This is a genomic window from Mesorhizobium sp. RCAM 05099 (assembly GCF_059683685.1).
The window spans coordinates 4,636,282-4,651,649 of sequence record NZ_CM185035.1 but is presented as its reverse complement, the minus strand read 5'-3'; the positions used below and the strand labels follow the sequence as shown (position 1 = coordinate 4,651,649).

The following is a 15,368-nucleotide window of genomic DNA, read 5'->3' as shown; positions in this document are numbered from 1 at the left end:
TCTTTCGCGGCCGCTTTGGCCAGAACCTAGACGATGTGGGAGCAAGGTCAATGCGAAGCTTATTCCTTCTCCCACGAAGGGAGAAGGAGAACCGCGGCTCACGCCGCCTTCAACCGCCCGCTGATAAAACGAAACTCCTGTGTCTTGCCGCCATAGCCGTAGGCGGCGGCCGGCACTTCATGCACGAAGGCATAGCTCTCCTCGTGCACGCTGCCCAGCAGGCGGCCGAAGGCGTCGAAAATCGCCTTCAGATAGGCCTCCAGCTCAAGCTTGGTGTTGGTGCCGTCGACCACCTTGATGTCCAGCCAGAATGTATTGGTCCCGTGCTCGGCCAGCGACCTGCCACCGGCGAACCAGTGCTGTGGATCGATGTAGGATATGGCAACCGCGGTGATCGTCGGATCCTTGCGCAGCTGAGTGGCAGTGATCTCGGTCACCTCCCTGGCAATCCTGGCGGACAGCGCGGCGTCGGGCTTGCCGGTGACGTTGACGTTGATGATGGGCATTTTTCTTCTCCTTGGCTCGAGCGGCGTCTGATGGCCGGCGGGAGGACCATGCCATCATCAAAGGATCAATAAAATCGAATTGTTTAAAACAGAAGATTCGATAATATCGAATTATGGAAACCCTTGATCCCGACCTGCTCAGGACCTTCCTCGCTTTCGTTGACAGCGGCTCGCTGGCGCAGGCGGCATCGAGCGTCGGCCGTTCTCCCTCGGCGGTGACCGCACAGATGCAACGGCTCGAGGAGATCGTCGGCGAGCCGCTTCTGGCGCCGCAAGGCCGAGGGCGCGGCCTGACGCCCGCCGGCGAGGACCTTGTCGGTCATGCCAGGCGTATCCTGGCGGCGCATCGCGAGGCGTGGCTGGCCATGAAGGGAGCGCGGGCTGCGGGGCGCGTCGCTATCGGCACTACGCAGGACTTCGCCGATAGTGGCTTGCCCGACCTGTTGCGCGCCTTCGCCGTCAGTCATCCGCGCATCGGGATCGAATTGCGTGTCGGCCGCTCCACTGAGCTGGCACAGGCGCTGCGCTCAGGCAGCCTCGACTTGGCGATCGTCATGCGCCAGGCCGCGATGCCGGACGAAATCGGCATCCTGCGCGAGCCGATGATATGGCTGTGTTCACAAAAGGGGCTGGCCTCGCGGCAGGAAGAATTGCCGCTGGCGCTGCTCGATCCGTATTGCGGCTTTCGCGAAGCGGCGATCGCCGCGCTGGATGCGGCCGGTCGCCGTTACCGTATCGCTGCCGGCAGCGCCAGCCTGGCTGGCCTGCGCACAGCCGTGAATGCCGGTGTTGCGCTGACGCTGCGCACGGCACGCTTTGCCCATTCCGGCATTGTCGAGGCCCCGCGCGAACTTGGCCTGCCACGGGTGCCGACGGCTGAGTTCGCCATTCGGCTGCGCCCTGGTGCCGAGGGTCCCGCCCGTGATCTGGCGGCACTGCTCAGCGGCAACCTGGCTCTGCCTGGGCTCCGTGGTTGAATCGGTGCAGGTTCCGGTCGTGCGGCGGGATTCATCGGCAAAGAAAAAGCCGACCTTGCGGTCGGCTTGAAAGTAGGACGGGCCGAGGGGTTTGGGGGGACTTGGGGTGGCCCGTCGCATCAATAATGCCTGACCCCGATGATGGTTCCGTGACTGCTCCATTTTTTAAGAGATATTTGACGCCATGCGTTGCGAGCGCGCCGCCAGCCAGTCGCGACCGGCATGGGCAAACACGGCGGCGAGCACAATGGCGCCGCCCATCATGCTGGCTGCCGGCGCAATCTCGCCCAGAAACAGGAAGGCAAACAAAATCGCGAACGGCACTTCGGCCGAGCCGAGCAGTCCGGATTCAGCCGCTGGGATAAGCCGCGCGCCTTCCGTCCACAGGATCGAGGACAGCGCGAAGGACGCGCCGAAGGTGACGAGCAGAACGGCATCTCGTGGTGAAACCGCCAGCGGATTGGTGACGAACCAGCCAAGAACGAACAGCAGGAAGGCCGACACGGCACCGGCCCACACCACGGGCGTGTCCCGGAAGGCGCGCACCATGATCATGTAGAGGGCGCTGCCGATGGTCATCAGCAGCGCCAGCCCGTCGCCGAACAGATTGCCGGTGCCGAAGCCGGACCAGACCATGATCGCCACGCCGCACAGCGACACGGCGGCCGCGACCATCGTCTGCAGGCGGAAGGGTTCACGTGTCAGGACCCAGGCCAGCAGCGCGGTGACGAAAGGCGCGGTGGCGTAGATGATCGCGACATTGGCGACGAAGGTGAACTTGAACGCGGAGATGAAGGCAATGCTGGCCAGCGCGCCCTCTACCGCCAGCAGCCAGCCGCGCCAGCCAAGCCGCAGGCTCTCGCGCCCGCCGGAGCGGCGGCGTCGCCACAGCACATAGAGGCTGATCAGGATCGAGCCGACAAAGCCGCGCCAGCAGATGATGGTCAGCGGGTCGGCATGGATCGATTTGGTCAGCACGCCAGTCAGGCCGAACACAGCCGCCGATGAGGACACCAGGATGATGCCGAGCGTGCGTTCCGCAGTTTCGGTGGTGGCTGCGATGTCAGTCATACAGCCAGCCTACGCCGCTCTGTCCTGACATCGTAGTGTCAGCTGTGATGGCCGTGCACATCAAAGCCGTTTGCGGAAATGCTCGCCGCCCACGATCAACAGGCCGGCGGCGACGATAAGGGCGGCGCCGAAGAAGACTTCGCGGCGCGGCACGTCGCCCCAGATCGCAAAACCGAGCGCGAACGCCCACAACAGCGAGGTGTATTCGAGGGGTGCGAGGATCGAGGCCGGCGTTCGCTTCATGCCTTCGAAGAGAAGATATTGCGCGAGGCCGCCGAGCGCGCCGACGCTTGCAAGGAGCAGCAGCTGGGGCCCGTCCGGTGTGTGCCACCACAACAGCCCCGGCACCGCCGAAAACACCAGGAAGTAGAAATTGTTGAGGAGCAGCTGGATCAGCGAGCGCTCGGCAAGGGCGGTCTTGCGCAGCAGCACGATGGCAATGCCCCACAAAACAGCTGCAGCCAGCACCTGAAGCACCGGCACGGACAGGCCGAGATGGGTGGGATCGCAAGCGACGAAGACACCGGCAAAACCGATCAGCACGGCAAACCAGCGCAGCAACGGCACCTTTTCGCCGAGCATCGCCACCGAAAGCACGGTGACGATGATCGGAGCCGCGTAGTAGACAGTGGTCAGTTCGGCGAGCTGCAGGTTGCGGGCGGCGTTGTAGTAGCAGAGCCAGGCGGCGAGTGTGAAGGCGCTGCGCACCAGCATCGGTCGCACGATCGGCGAGCGCACTGTATCGGCAAACAGCTGTCGTCCGCCGATCGCCGCGCAGGCGCCGAGAATGGTGATGCTGCGGAAGAACATGATCTGCCAGACGCTCATTCCGGCAACCAGCAGCTTGATCGAGGCATCTTGCGTCGAAAACAGGAAATAGGCAGCGCCGGTCAGCAGGATTCCGGCGAGAACCCTTTCGCGTGTTTCGAGAATGGCCATAAGGCGCGGGACCAACGTTGCGGAAGGTGACGGAAATGCTGGGTGGAAAGACACGAGGACTCTGAAAAAGTCAGGCCACGATGCCGTCCTCTATACGGGTGAAAGCAGGCGCGGCGCTACGCCAGCCCCATGCTTGCGTTAGGGCAGGGAATGCCGATCTTGCTTCCAGGAAGCGATCGGCACTTATATCTGACAGAGCCACGCCCCCGGTCGGCCACAACAGCGAAAAGAGGAGCGCACATGGACGCAACCGAACTGAAGGCCATGCAGGCGCCGCTGAAGCAGGCATATCGCGACGACGCATCGCGTGCGCTGATCACGCTGCGCGCCAAAGGGTCGATCGACGACCAATCGGTTGCCTGCAAGGTGGAGACGGGCAGGGCGATCGCCATCGCCGGCCTGCATCCGGCAACCGGCGGCTCAGGGCTCGAACTCTGCTCGGGCGACATGCTGCTGGAGGCGTTGGTGGCTTGCGCCGGGGTGACGCTGAAGGCCGTGGCGACGGCGCTTGAATTCAAGCTCGGCGCCGCCACGCTGGAGGCCGAAGGCGACCTTGATTTTCGCGGCACGCTTGGGGTTGCCAAGGATGCGCCGGTTGGCTTTCGCGCCATCCGCCTGAATTTCAGTCTCGACACGGATGAACCGCAGGAGCGGATAGATTCGCTGCTGAAACTGACCGAGCGCTATTGCGTGGTATTCCAGACCATCAACCAGAAGCCGGAGCTGACGGTGAGTGCGCGTCGCTGATGATGCCTATTCCCCCTTTGGGGGAGATAGGCTGTTTGCAGCGCCGTGCTGGTGCTTACTGCGCTGACGGCGTTTCGGCGTCGCCCTCGTCGGTGAAGGGCGAGGCGCTCGGCACGCATTGCACCGACCAGCCGGCTGGTGTCGGCTGCTTTTGATATTCAGTGATGGCGGCGGTGCACTGTTCGCGCTTGTCGAAGGTGCTGGGCAGCACGACCATGCCGCCTTGCGGACCGGCGATTACCAGATACCAGACCAACGCTACAGTCGAAGCCATGGGGATTTTCCTTATTCTGCCCAGCCAGGGCGCTTGTTGCGGGAGTCGTTATGATCTTACCAACTCCACGGAAATGACGAAAGCATGACCGCCACGCGGCCTTCCCCCTCAAATCACAGCCGCGTGATGACAACGCGGTTTTGGAGGCCGAATTCTCAAAGACCAGGCCGGCTCAGTCGGTTGCAAAACAATAGAACAGGCCATCGCCACCGGTGCCCTTCAGCGCCTCCTGGCTGCAGCCGCCGCGCGAGGCATGCGACGAGTTCCAGGATTTGGCGGCAGCCGAATCGTCAAGGCCGGTGCGGTCGTGATGTCCCATCATCGCGGCCCCCTCCGTGCCACTCATCGTCCAGTCGCCGCACGTCTGGTCGGCTATCTTCGTGCCATCGGGCTTGGAGCCGGTCAGCATGTCGTGCCGATTTGGCGTGTCGCCGCGGCCGTTGACCACTTCGCCCTTCTCGTTAAGCGCCGTCTGCTTGGTGATGCCGTTGGCGTCGCTGTGCAGCGAAGCGACGTCATCGGCTATCTTGACGCCCTTGGCATTCACCCATGGTCCCTTGCCGATGCGGTCGCGCGCGTCGGTGTCGCTTGTCGAAAGATACGCATGCCAGGTCTTGCCGGTGACGCCGGCGGCTTCCGCCAGCGACGCGCAATGCGCGTCCGCGCCCTTGAGGCCGCCGAGGTCGGCGCCCTTGCCCGAACCGACACTGGTGACGAAGAAACTCATCTTTGCGTCTTGCGAGAGGGCTGTGCTGGCGACGGCGGCAATGATGGCGGTGGCGGCAACGAGAAGAAGTCTGCGCATGTCGGTCCTCCGGTTGGCTTCGAATGGTTGCATTCGAAGAAACGTTGCCGGAGGCCTATTTAATCCGCTTCGCGCTCAAGTTTTATTCCGGCTGCCTGTACGCGACAAAGCGGTTGTGCTTGGCTTGGAAGATCAGCCCCGTCTCTTTCAAGTCCGGGCTTGCCAGCGGCACGATGCGCCTGGCGATTTCCGAGGGTGCGGCAGCGTTGCCGGATCCTCGCCGGGTACGGCCTGGGCACGCATGGCGGTGCGGGTGGCGCCGGGGTCGGCCGCGTTGACGCGCAGCGGCAGGCTTTGCGTCTCATGCGCCCAGGAGCGCATCATCGTCTCGACCGCCGCCTTGGACGCCGCGTAGGGCGCCCAGAAGGCGCGCGCCGAATGAGCCGCGTTCGAGGAAAGCAGAATGGCGCGGCCGGCGCCGGAGAGCCGCAGCAGTGGGTCGACCGAGCGGATCAGCCGCCATGTCGAGGTGACGTTGATGGTCATCACCTTCTCGAAGGTCTTCGCCTCGACATGGCCGATCGGCGAGATGACGCCGAGCACGCCGGCATTGGCGACGAGAATGTCGAGCTTGCCCCAGCGTTCGTGGATGGCGCCGCCGAGCCGGTCGATGCCGGCCATGTCGGCGAGGTCGAGCGGCACCAGCGTCGCCTGTCCGCCGGCCGCCTTGATCTCGTCGTCGAGTTCCTCCAGGCCGCCGACAGTGCGCGCAACCGCAATGACATGCGCGCCGGCGGCGGCCAGTTCCTTGGCGATGAAATAGCCGATGCCGCGCGAAGCGCCGGTAACGACCGCAACGCGGCCGGAAAGGTCGAGGGTCATGCGATGGAATCCGGAAATCTGGCTAAGGCTAAAGCAATTCCAGGAAAAGTGTGAAACGGTTTTCCGTCCGGAATTGCGTCGAAACAAGGAGATGGAGCGGTTCTGCGTTTCAGTGAAACGACGAACCGCTCTGATAACGGTCCAACAATCCTACGTCCCGCTCGTCGCCAGCAGCGACAGCGTGCGCACATTGTCGTGGCCTTCGAAGTCGAGCAGGCGGGTCGGATACTGGCCGGTGAAGCAGGCGTCGCAGAACTGTGGCTGGTCGTTGTCACGACTGGCCTCGCCGACGGCGCGGTAGAGCCCGTCGATCGAGAGGAATCCGAGTGAGTCGACACGGATGAACTCGGCCATCTCTTCCACCGACATGCGCGATGCCGGAGCTTCGACTTCTCCGGCGTGTCCACGCCGTAGAAGCAGGACGCTCTGGTCGGCGGCGATGCGATGCGCATGTGCACTTCCTTGGCACCGGCGTCGCGCACCATCTGCACGATCTTCTGGCTGGTGGTGCCGCGTACGATCGAATCGTCGACCAGCACCACGCGCTTGCCCTCGATCATGCGGCGGTTGGCGTTATGCTTCAGCTTGACGCCCATGTGGCGGATCGAATCGCCGGGCTGGATGAAGGTGCGGCCGACATAGTGGTTGCGGATGATGCCGAGCTCGAAGGGAATGCCCGCCGCTTGGCTGAAGCCGATCGCCGCCGGCGTGCCGGAATCCGGCACCGGCACGACAATGTCGGCCTCGACCGGGTTTTCCTGCGCCAGCTCGGCGCCGATGCGCTTGCGCACCTCATAGACGTTGCGACCTTCGACCGACGAATCCGGCCGCGCGAAATAGACGTACTCGAAGATGCAGAAGCGGGTTTTCTGCGGTTCGAAGGGGAACAGGCTCTCGATGCCCTTGGACGTGACGACAACCATCTCGCCGGGCTTCAGGTCGCGCACGAAACGCGCGCCGATGATGTCGAGCGCACAGGTCTCGGAGGCCAGGATCCAGGCGCCGTCGAGATCGCCCAGCACCAGCGGCCGGATACCGAGCGGATCGCGGCAGCCGATCATCTTCTTGGCTGTCATCGCCACCAGCGAGAAGGCACCCTCGACCTGCCGCACCGCATCGATGAAACGCGAGTTCAGGTCGCGCTCCTTGCTGGTGGCGACAAGGTGCAAGATCGTCTCGGTGTCGGAGGTGGACGAGAAGATCGCGCCCTGCTTCTGCAGCGCGCGTTGCACGGTCATGGCATTGGTGAGATTGCCGTTGTGGGCAACGGCAAAGCCGCCATCGGCCAACTCGGCGAAGAACGGCTGGATGTTGCGCATGCCGGCGCCGCCCGTCGTGGCGTAGCGTGTGTGGCCGATGGCGCGGTTGCCTTGCAGGCTGTCGATGACGCGCTGCTTGGTGAAGGTGTCGCCGATCAGGCCGACATGGCGTTCGACATGGAACTGGGTACCGTCATAGGAAACGATGCCGGCGGCTTCCTGGCCGCGATGCTGCAGCGCATGCAGGCCCAGGGTGACAATGGCTGCCGCGTCCTGTCGGCCGAAAATGCCGAACACGCCGCATTCATCGTGGAAATGGTCGTCGGCCTCGGCGGAAAGCACGTTGTCTGCGTCTGCCATCTTAAGCTCCGCTAAAATCGCCATATAAGGCGGGTGCGCGCCGAAAGCAACGCGCACCGTGCAGCCGTTCGCATGATCGTCGGTTTTCCGACGTCAGTTCGCTGGCGCTGCCGGTGCTGGATTGGCCGGCGCGTTGTCCGCCGGCGGCGTTCCGGCGTCACTGTCATCGGGAGCCGGCGCATTGGCATCGTCGCCACCAGCCGGCGCATCGGCCGCCGGTGCGTCGGGAGCGGCGGGCGTCTCGGCAGCCGGCTGATTCGGATTGAGCTTCTTGAGGATGGCGTTTTCCGGATCCTCGGGCAGCAGGCTTTCAAGCTTGGCGCCGATCGATTCAAGCAACGGCCGCGACTTGGCATCCGTGACCCAGGCCGGTGCCTTGGCGCCAGCCAGCCAGTTGAAGAACAACAGCGCCACCGCGACGACCAGAATGCCGCGCGCCGCGCCATAGAGGAAACCCAGCGTGCGATCCAGTGCGCCGATCCTGGAATCGATGATCCAGTCGGCGAGCTTCATGGTGATGACCGAGACGACGATCAGCGCGATGATGAAGACTACGCCGGCGGCGGCCGCCATCGCGATCTTGTCATTGTCGATGTAAGGTTTGAGATAGGGCAGAACCGGCTTGTAGAAGAAGAAAGCCGCTGCCGCTGCCGCTGCCCAGGAGACGACGGATAGGATTTCGCGCGAGAAGCCGCGGACCATGGCGAGCATCGCCGAGACCAGGGTGAAGCCGACAAGAATTCCGTCAAGCAGCGTAATCGGCATGTCTTTCGCCCCACTCCATGTCTTTCACCAGTCGACGAGCCGCGTCACTCTTCTTCGTCGGCGCGGCTGCGGCGTGAGCCGGCTATACGCGCCACGAGGTCGGCAAGCTCGGTCGGCTGGAAAGCACCGGCCCCGATCCCCCCGGCAAGTTCCCCGCTGCCCATGGGCAGGACCGCGCTTCCAAAACCCAGCTTTTCGGCTTCCTTGAGGCGCTGTTGCGCATGCGCAACCGGCCTCACGGCGCCCGAAAGGCTGATTTCGCCGAAATAGACGCAATCGGCGGGAAGGGCAAGACCGGTGAGCGAGGAAACCAGGGCCGCCGCCACCGCCAGATCCGCAGCGGGCTCCGAGATCCGATAGCCGCCGGCGACGTTGAGATAGACGTCATGGGTGCCGAAACGCACGCCGCAATGGGCTTCGAGGACCGCCAGGATCATCGACAGCCGGGCGCCGTCCCAGCCGACGACGGCGCGGCGCGGCGTGCCGAGCGAAGATGGCGCGACCAGCGCCTGAATCTCGACCAGCACCGGCCTCGTCCCTTCCATGCCGGCGAAAACCGCGGCACCCGGCGATTTCGCATGACGCTCGCCGAGGAACAACTCGGACGGATTGGCGACTTCGCGCAAGCCCTTGTCCGACATCTCGAAGACGCCGATCTCGTCGGTGGGACCAAAGCGGTTCTTGACCGTGCGCAGGATGCGGTAGTGATGGCCGCCTTCGCCCTCGAAGTAGAGCACGGCGTCGACCATGTGCTCGACGACACGTGGTCCGGCGATCTGGCCCTCCTTGGTGACATGGCCGACCAGCACGATCGCCGCACCCGTTGATTTCGCATAGCGGATCATCGCCTGCGCGGCGGCGCGCACCTGGGTGACGGTGCCCGGCGCCGAGTCGGCGAGGTCGGTCCACAGCGTCTGGATCGAATCCAGGATGACGAGGTCCGGCCGCTTGCCGTCGGCGATCGTCGCCAGGATGTCCTCGACATTGGTCTCCGCGGCCAGTTCCACCGGTGCCGCGGCGACGCCAAGCCGCTGCGCGCGCAGCCTGATCTGGGCGACGGCTTCTTCGCCCGAGACATAGACGATGCGGTGGCCTTTTGACGCGAGCGCCGCGGCCGCCTGGGTGAGCAGCGTCGATTTGCCGATGCCGGGGTCGCCGCCGACCAGCAGCGCCGAGCCACGCACGAAACCGCCGCCAGTGGCACGATCGAGTTCGCCGATGCCCGAGATGATGCGCGGCGCGTCCTCGATGTCGCCCGACAGGGTGGTCAGCACGACGGCACGGCCCTTGCGGGCGTTGCGCGTGTTGGCCGGACCCGAGCCGATGCCGCCGGACGTGCCTTCCTCGACCAGCGTGTTCCACTCGCCGCAGGCATCGCATTTGCCGGCCCAGCGCTGATGCACCGATCCGCAATTCTGGCAGATGAACTGAACGCGCGATTTGGCCATCAGATGGATGCTGCTTGAAAATGGCCTGGGAGGTGGGACAAAGGGCGAGGGCAGGTCAAGAAATTATTCGAACCTTTCCGGCAAATGATGTTCCTCGGCAAGGTCTGAGAATCGGGTGAACTCGCCCTGGAAGGCAAGGCTGACAGTGCCGGTCGGCCCATGGCGCTGCTTGGCAATGATCACTTCGGCCTTGCCTTGTACCTCGATCATCTTCGCTTCCCAGGCGAGATGCTCGGGCGTGCCTTTCTCCGGCTCCTTGTTCTTGATGTAATATTCCTCGCGGTACACAAACAGCACCACGTCGGCGTCCTGCTCGATCGAGCCCGATTCGCGCAAGTCGGACAACTGCGGATGCTTGTCGTCGCGGCTTTCGACCTGACGCGACAGCTGTGAGAGTGCGATGATCGGCACGCCGAGTTCCTTGCCGAGCGCCTTCAGTCCCGTGGTGATCTCGGTGATTTCCTGGACGCGGTTCTGCGACGCCTTGGCGGACGAACCTTGCATCAGCTGAATATAGTCGATGACCATCAAATCCAGCCCGCGCTGGCGCTTGAGGCGGCGGGCGCGCGCCGCAAGCTGCGCAATCGAAATACCGCCTGTCTGATCGATGTAGAGCGGGCGCTTGTGGTTCTCCTGCGTGTACGCGACAAGCTTGCCGAAATCGGCTTCCGTCAAGTCGCCACGCCTGATTTTGGACGACGGGATCTCGGTCTGCTCGGAGATGATGCGGGTGGCCAACTGCTCCGACGACATTTCGAGCGAGAAGAAGCCGACGACGCCGCCATTGGCAGCCTTGACGGAGCCGTCGGCCTGCTGGGCGGGCTCATAGGCGGCGGCAATATTGTAGGCGATGTTGGTGGCCAGCGACGTCTTGCCCATGCCCGGACGGCCGGCGATGATGATCAAATCCGATGGTTGCAAGCCGCCCATGCGGTTGTCGAGATCGCGCAGGCCGGTGGCAATTCCCGACAGGTGGCCGTCGCGCATGTAGGCGGCGCTGGCCATGTCGACGGCGTTCTTCAACGCATCGGAAAAACTTTCGAAACCACCATCGTAGCGGCCGTTTTCGGCCAGCTCGAACAGCCGCCGCTCGGCGTCCTCGATCTGCTCCGTGGGCGCCATGTCGACCGGCGCGTCATAGGCGATGTTGACCATGTCCTCGCCGACGGTGATCAGCGCCCGGCGGGTGGCAAGGTCATAGATGGCGCGGCCATAATCGGTGGCGTTGACGACGGTAACGGCCTCCACCGCCAGCCGCACGACATATTGCGCCATCGTCATGTCGCCGACCTTCTCGTCGGCCGGCAGGAAGGTCTTCAGCGTTATCGGCGTCGCCACCTTGCCCATGCGTATGAACTCGGACGCCACCTCATAGATCTTGCGGTGCAGCGGCTCGTAGAAATGGCTGGCTTTTAGGAAGTCCGAGACACGGTAGAAGGCATCGTTGTTGACGAGGATGGCGCCGAGCAGCGCCTGCTCGGCCTCGATGTTGTTTGGCGCTTCCCGATAAAGCGGTGTTTCCGCGACGCCGAATTTCCGCGCTGCCTCTACCATGATATCCCCGATTTCGATCTCGGCTTCTCGATATCAGAACCGGAAAATTTGATGCTGACTTATATGCATCAGTGCCCGTCCAACCGTCTTTGATGCCCGCTTTTCACAGCGCAAAAATTCAGTGGAAAGAATCCCGGTTGACTCGAATCGAAGCTGCGAGCCTAGCGCCTCTCGAAAGAGAACAAAACAGGAAAATTGTGGATGCAGCCGTCAGGTCGATGGGGTCTTTGAATTCCTATGGCCCTCAGAATGTTCGCCGAATATCGCCGAGGTGTTATTTCTGCTTGGGCTTGCGGCGCTCTATAGCCTTGATGCTTGATTGGTCATTTTGGCTATTCCGCATTCCGGTTCAAAGGGCGTATCTTCGCGAAACTACGTCTTTATCGCTTGCCAAAAGTGTCGCCCCAGTCCAACCGCCGCGCGGCCTTGAAGGCATCGCCGTCGCGTTTGGTGAACAGTTTTTCGCCGGCGCGGCCATCGTTTTCACAGAGCTTGAGCAAGACTTTGCCGGACCCGGACTTCGGCGGCGCGATCACGCGCGCGAGCTGCGAAGGGGCGGCTTGTCGCGAGGCGGCGACATAGATGAATTTCTCGTCCTCCCATGGCACGTCGGCGTCCTTGGCCAGCCTGTGCAGGCGCGAGCGGGCGACGCGGCGGGAAAAATGGCACCAGTCGGGCGGGGCGAGCGGGCAGGGCGCCTGATGCGGGCAAGGCGCGAGCACATGCGCACCGGCCTCTATCAATTGCCCGCGAACCGCAAGGATACGCTGCCAGCCGGCCGGCGTGCCCGGCTCGACGACCAGCAGCGTATCGCCAGTGAGTTGCCACAGCCGGTCGATCAGCTTCGGCAATGAGGCCGGAACGATTTCGTCCAGCACATAGGCGCACGTCACCAGATCGGCTGGCTTGAGGTCGGCAAGGTCGACCGTGGCGTCACCGGCCAGCCACGTGGTTTGAGCGGCAATTGCGTCGCCGGCGAGCGTCTCGCCAACCTTGCGCACCGCGGCACTGGCTTCGAGCAGCACAGCCTGTTCGAGATCGGGCCACAGGTCGGTCGTGGCCCAAAGCACCGTGCCGGGGCCGGCGCCGACATCGAGCAGGCTCTTTGGCGTAAAGCCGGGCCTGGCGTCGCTCAGCGCGTCGAGGCTGGCGCGCACCGCGGCATAGGTCGCCGGCAGCCGCGTCGCCAGATAGGCCCTCACGGCGGCGTCCTGCGCCATATGCAGGCGGCCATCGCGCAGCTCGGCACGGTAGCGGTCGGACAGCGTTCTTGCCGCTTGCTTGAGCGCCGCCAGCGGAACGTTTTCGAGCAGGCGCTCGACTCCTTGGCGAAGTGGCGCCGGAAGTTCCATCTCACGCGCCCCTTGGCGCGAGGAGGATAACCGAAGCGCCGACAATGCAGAGGGCGGCACCGGCAAAATCCCAGCGGTCGGGGCGCACGCCGTCCACCAGCCACAGCCAGGCCAGCGACGCCGCGATGTAGATGCCGCCATAGGCGGCATAGGCGCGACCGGCGGCGCTTGCATCGACCAGTGCCAGCAGGAAGCCGAACAAGGCGAGCGAGGCGAGGCCGGGAAGCAGCCACAGCGACGACTTTTCCAGCCGCCACCAGGCCCAGAACGAGAAGCAGCCGGCGATCTCGGCCAGAGCGGCAGCGAAATAGAGGATGTAGGTCATGAAAAAGGTCTCGCGATCACGGAGCCTTTTTCAGGGCAGCTGCCAGCAATGGCAAGCGGCAATGCTATTCCTGGCCCGCGACCTTGCGGCGGCGAGCTGGCTTGGCGGCCGGGCCTTTTTTGATGGGGGCCGCTTCCCGGTGCCCCATATCGCGCATCTCAAGCGCCTTCTCGCATTTGGCTATGTAGTCGCGCGACATGGGCAGCGTGTCGTTCTTCTTGGCGATCTGGATCTGGAAGATGACCAGGTCCTGCCAGCGGAAGGCGGCTTCCGAGGCGGCCAGATAGAACTCCCACATCCGGCAGAAGCGCTCGTCATAGATTGCCTTGGCCTTGTCGCGGTTGACGGCGAAGCGCTCGCCCCAGTGCTTCAGCGTGTCGGCATAGTGGAGCCGCAGGATTTCGATGTCGGTGACGACCAGGCCCGACTTCTCGATCGCCGGCATGACTTCGGAGAGCGAGGGGATGTAGCCGCCCGGGAAAATGTATTTGCGGATGAAGGCGCTCGTCGCCCACGGCACGCCGGAGCGTCCGATCGTGTGCAAGAGCATGACGCCATCGGGCTTGAGCAGGGTGGCGCTCTTGTCGAAGAAGGTGCGGAAGTGGTTGACGCCGACATGTTCGAACATGCCGACCGAGACGATGCGGTCGAAACGCTCGTTGAGTTCGCGGTAGTCCTTGAGCTCGAAATGCACGCGGCTTTCCAGGCCCTGCGCGTGGGCGCGGTCGGTAGCGACGCCATGCTGTTCGGTCGAAAGCGTCACCCCTTGCACGTCGACGTCGAACGCCTTGGCGAGATAGAGGCCGAGCCCGCCCCAGCCGGAACCGATGTCGAGCACCGTCTGCCCGGCCTTCAGCCTGAGCTTGGCGGCGATGTGGCGTTTCTTGGCGGCCTGGGCCTCGTCGAGCGTCATGTCCGGCTGTTCGAAATAGGCGCAGGAATACTGCATGTCCTCGTCGAGGAAGAGCCTGTAGAGGTCACCCGACAGGTCGTAATGGCGCTGGACGTTGCGGCGCGAGCGCGAGGCGGTGTTGATCTGCTGCAGGCGGCGGAAGGCGTGCCGCAGGCCCTCGATCGCCTTGGACCAGGTTGCGTCGATACCGCCGCTGCCCATGTTCTGGAAGGCGATGCGCATCACACCAAGCACGCCACCTTCGAGGATGTCGAGTTCGCCATCCATATAGGATTCCGGAACCGCCAGCATCGGATCGAGGGTGATGGCGCGCTCGGCACGCGCGGTCTTGATGTGCATGTGCACCGGCTCGCCGCTGCCGTCGCCGAAAACCACTGTCGAGCCCCTGGGGCCGGTTACCTTGAGATTGCCGGTGCGCACCAGGCGGTCGAGAACGCGCTTCAACAGAATATTCATGACCAAATGCCCCCTCTCGGTCAGACAGGCTGTCCTACTCTGCATCAATATATAGGGTTTCGAAAAGTTCCTTTTGGCACAAAAATGCCCGGGCGAGGGGCCCGGGCATTGGTCCAGAATGACTGGACGGTCTGGATGTCGATGAAAGCGGCGTGCGTCCAGCCGGACGCGCGCCACTTTTCACATAATCAGGCGTTGTCTTCGCCGCCTTCGAACTCGGAATTCGGGTCGAAGAAGTTTTCCGGCCGGGCGTTGTCGTTGATGTCGTCGCCATAGATGGCTTCGGCGGTGGTCAGCGTCTCGCCCTTGGCCTGGCGTTCGGCTTCATCAGCCGTACGCGCGATGTTGAGCGTGATGGTGACCTCGACTTCCGGATGCAGGGCGATCGCCACATTGGTGAGACCGATGGTCTTGATCGGCTGGTTGAGCAGGATCTGGTTGCGGTTGACCGAAAAGCCTTCAGCCGTCAACAGATCGGCGATGTCGCGGGTCGAAACCGAGCCGTAGAGCTGACCAGTTTCGCCGGCCGAACGCACGGCGATGAAGCTCTTGCCGTCGAGCTTTTCGGCGACCTGGGCGGCTTCCGACTTGCGCTCGAGGTTACGGGCTTCGAGCTGCGCGCGCTGGCCTTCGAACTTCTTTTTGTTGGCTTCGTTGGCGCGCAGTGCCTTGCCCTGCGGCAGCAGGAAGTTGCGGGCAAAGCCGTCCTTGACCTTGACGGTATCGCCCATCTGGCCGAGGCGGGAAACGCGTTCGAGAAGAATGACTTCCATGGTTTTGTTCCTTTTGTTGAGC

At 63.5% G+C, this 15,368-nt stretch carries 14 protein-coding genes and 2 pseudogenes; 2 read left to right on the top strand and 14 right to left on the bottom strand.

Annotation, left to right across the window (positions count from 1 at the left end; translation table 11 throughout):
- Positions 1-98 precede the first annotated feature (98 nt).
- Positions 99-506: a tautomerase family protein gene (locus tag AC56QQ_RS23155; protein WP_497123507.1), complete on the bottom strand. Its 408-nt coding sequence runs from the start codon at positions 504-506 to the stop codon at positions 99-101.
- A gap of 113 nt (positions 507-619) precedes the next feature.
- Between AC56QQ_RS23155 and AC56QQ_RS23150 the strand changes: the two genes are divergently transcribed.
- The gene (locus AC56QQ_RS23150; protein ID WP_497123506.1) at positions 620-1,483 is read left to right on the top strand and encodes a LysR substrate-binding domain-containing protein; all 864 of its coding nucleotides are present in this window, start codon (positions 620-622) and stop codon (positions 1,481-1,483) included.
- A gap of 165 nt (positions 1,484-1,648) precedes the next feature.
- Here AC56QQ_RS23150 and AC56QQ_RS23145 read toward each other — a convergent pair whose 3' ends face one another.
- Positions 1,649-2,554, bottom strand: coding sequence for a DMT family transporter (locus AC56QQ_RS23145; protein WP_497123505.1), 906 nt, complete (start codon positions 2,552-2,554; stop codon positions 1,649-1,651).
- 60 nt (positions 2,555-2,614) lie between these two features.
- Entirely contained in the window at positions 2,615-3,493 is an 879-nt protein-coding gene (locus AC56QQ_RS23140; RefSeq protein ID WP_497123504.1) for a DMT family transporter, read from the bottom strand.
- 240 nt (positions 3,494-3,733) lie between these two features.
- On the opposite strand from AC56QQ_RS23140, the gene AC56QQ_RS23135 reads away from it, so the two are divergent.
- Positions 3,734-4,240 (top strand): OsmC family protein, encoded by a 507-nt coding sequence (locus AC56QQ_RS23135; RefSeq protein ID WP_497123503.1) that lies wholly within the window; start codon positions 3,734-3,736, stop codon positions 4,238-4,240.
- A gap of 55 nt (positions 4,241-4,295) precedes the next feature.
- Here AC56QQ_RS23135 and AC56QQ_RS23130 read toward each other — a convergent pair whose 3' ends face one another.
- The 11 genes and pseudogenes from AC56QQ_RS23130 to rplI all read right to left on the bottom strand — a co-directional run bounded on the left by AC56QQ_RS23130 (position 4,296) and on the right by rplI (position 15,346).
- A complete protein-coding gene (locus AC56QQ_RS23130) occupies positions 4,296-4,514 on the bottom strand; it encodes a hypothetical protein (protein WP_091577180.1) in 219 nt (72 codons plus the stop codon).
- A gap of 172 nt (positions 4,515-4,686) precedes the next feature.
- Positions 4,687-5,319: a hypothetical protein gene (locus tag AC56QQ_RS23125; RefSeq protein WP_497123502.1), complete on the bottom strand. Its 633-nt coding sequence runs from the start codon at positions 5,317-5,319 to the stop codon at positions 4,687-4,689.
- A gap of 82 nt (positions 5,320-5,401) precedes the next feature.
- Positions 5,402-6,141: pseudogene (locus AC56QQ_RS23120) on the bottom strand (SDR family NAD(P)-dependent oxidoreductase).
- A gap of 150 nt (positions 6,142-6,291) precedes the next feature.
- Positions 6,292-7,760: pseudogene (gene purF / locus AC56QQ_RS23115) on the bottom strand (amidophosphoribosyltransferase).
- 93 nt (positions 7,761-7,853) lie between these two features.
- Positions 7,854-8,525: a CvpA family protein gene (locus AC56QQ_RS23110; RefSeq protein ID WP_489860616.1), complete on the bottom strand. Its 672-nt coding sequence runs from the start codon at positions 8,523-8,525 to the stop codon at positions 7,854-7,856.
- 44 nt (positions 8,526-8,569) lie between these two features.
- Entirely contained in the window at positions 8,570-9,973 is a 1,404-nt protein-coding gene (radA, locus tag AC56QQ_RS23105) for a DNA repair protein RadA (RefSeq protein WP_497100642.1), read from the bottom strand.
- A 63-nt stretch (positions 9,974-10,036) separates the two neighbouring features.
- Positions 10,037-11,527, bottom strand: coding sequence for a replicative DNA helicase (locus AC56QQ_RS23100; RefSeq protein WP_489860617.1), 1,491 nt, complete (start codon positions 11,525-11,527; stop codon positions 10,037-10,039).
- A 380-nt stretch (positions 11,528-11,907) separates the two neighbouring features.
- On the bottom strand, positions 11,908-12,879 hold the full coding sequence (locus AC56QQ_RS23095) for a small ribosomal subunit Rsm22 family protein (protein WP_497123501.1): 972 nt from the start codon (positions 12,877-12,879) through the stop codon (positions 11,908-11,910).
- A 1-nt stretch (position 12,880) separates the two neighbouring features.
- Positions 12,881-13,204 carry a YnfA family protein gene (locus AC56QQ_RS23090; protein WP_497123500.1) on the bottom strand — a complete coding sequence of 108 codons (324 nt, stop codon included), beginning with the start codon at positions 13,202-13,204 and terminating at the stop codon, positions 12,881-12,883.
- A 64-nt stretch (positions 13,205-13,268) separates the two neighbouring features.
- Entirely contained in the window at positions 13,269-14,573 is a 1,305-nt protein-coding gene (locus AC56QQ_RS23085) for a cyclopropane fatty acid synthase (protein WP_497123499.1), read from the bottom strand.
- A gap of 188 nt (positions 14,574-14,761) precedes the next feature.
- A complete protein-coding gene (rplI, locus tag AC56QQ_RS23080) occupies positions 14,762-15,346 on the bottom strand; it encodes a 50S ribosomal protein L9 (RefSeq protein ID WP_256749637.1) in 585 nt (194 codons plus the stop codon).
- Positions 15,347-15,368 lie beyond the last annotated feature (22 nt).

Bases quoted from the DNA above. Each gene is read 5' to 3' on its own strand.
- AC56QQ_RS23155 (WP_497123507.1), bottom strand. From the start codon at position 506: ATGCCCATCATCAACGTCAACGTCACCGGCAAGCCCGACGCCGCGCTG.
- AC56QQ_RS23150 (WP_497123506.1), top strand. From the start codon at position 620: ATGGAAACCCTTGATCCCGACCTGCTCAGGACCTTCCTCGCTTTCGTT.
- AC56QQ_RS23145 (WP_497123505.1), bottom strand. From the start codon at position 2,554: ATGACTGACATCGCAGCCACCACCGAAACTGCGGAACGCACGCTCGGC.
- AC56QQ_RS23140 (WP_497123504.1), bottom strand. From the start codon at position 3,493: ATGGCCATTCTCGAAACACGCGAAAGGGTTCTCGCCGGAATCCTGCTG.
- AC56QQ_RS23135 (WP_497123503.1), top strand. From the start codon at position 3,734: ATGGACGCAACCGAACTGAAGGCCATGCAGGCGCCGCTGAAGCAGGCA.
- AC56QQ_RS23130 (WP_091577180.1), bottom strand. From the start codon at position 4,514: ATGGCTTCGACTGTAGCGTTGGTCTGGTATCTGGTAATCGCCGGTCCG.
- AC56QQ_RS23125 (WP_497123502.1), bottom strand. From the start codon at position 5,319: ATGCGCAGACTTCTTCTCGTTGCCGCCACCGCCATCATTGCCGCCGTC.
- AC56QQ_RS23110 (WP_489860616.1), bottom strand. From the start codon at position 8,525: ATGCCGATTACGCTGCTTGACGGAATTCTTGTCGGCTTCACCCTGGTC.
- radA (WP_497100642.1), bottom strand. From the start codon at position 9,973: ATGGCCAAATCGCGCGTTCAGTTCATCTGCCAGAATTGCGGATCGGTG.
- AC56QQ_RS23100 (WP_489860617.1), bottom strand. From the start codon at position 11,527: ATGGTAGAGGCAGCGCGGAAATTCGGCGTCGCGGAAACACCGCTTTAT.
- AC56QQ_RS23095 (WP_497123501.1), bottom strand. From the start codon at position 12,879: ATGGAACTTCCGGCGCCACTTCGCCAAGGAGTCGAGCGCCTGCTCGAA.
- AC56QQ_RS23090 (WP_497123500.1), bottom strand. From the start codon at position 13,204: ATGACCTACATCCTCTATTTCGCTGCCGCTCTGGCCGAGATCGCCGGC.
- AC56QQ_RS23085 (WP_497123499.1), bottom strand. From the start codon at position 14,573: ATGAATATTCTGTTGAAGCGCGTTCTCGACCGCCTGGTGCGCACCGGC.
- rplI (WP_256749637.1), bottom strand. From the start codon at position 15,346: ATGGAAGTCATTCTTCTCGAACGCGTTTCCCGCCTCGGCCAGATGGGC.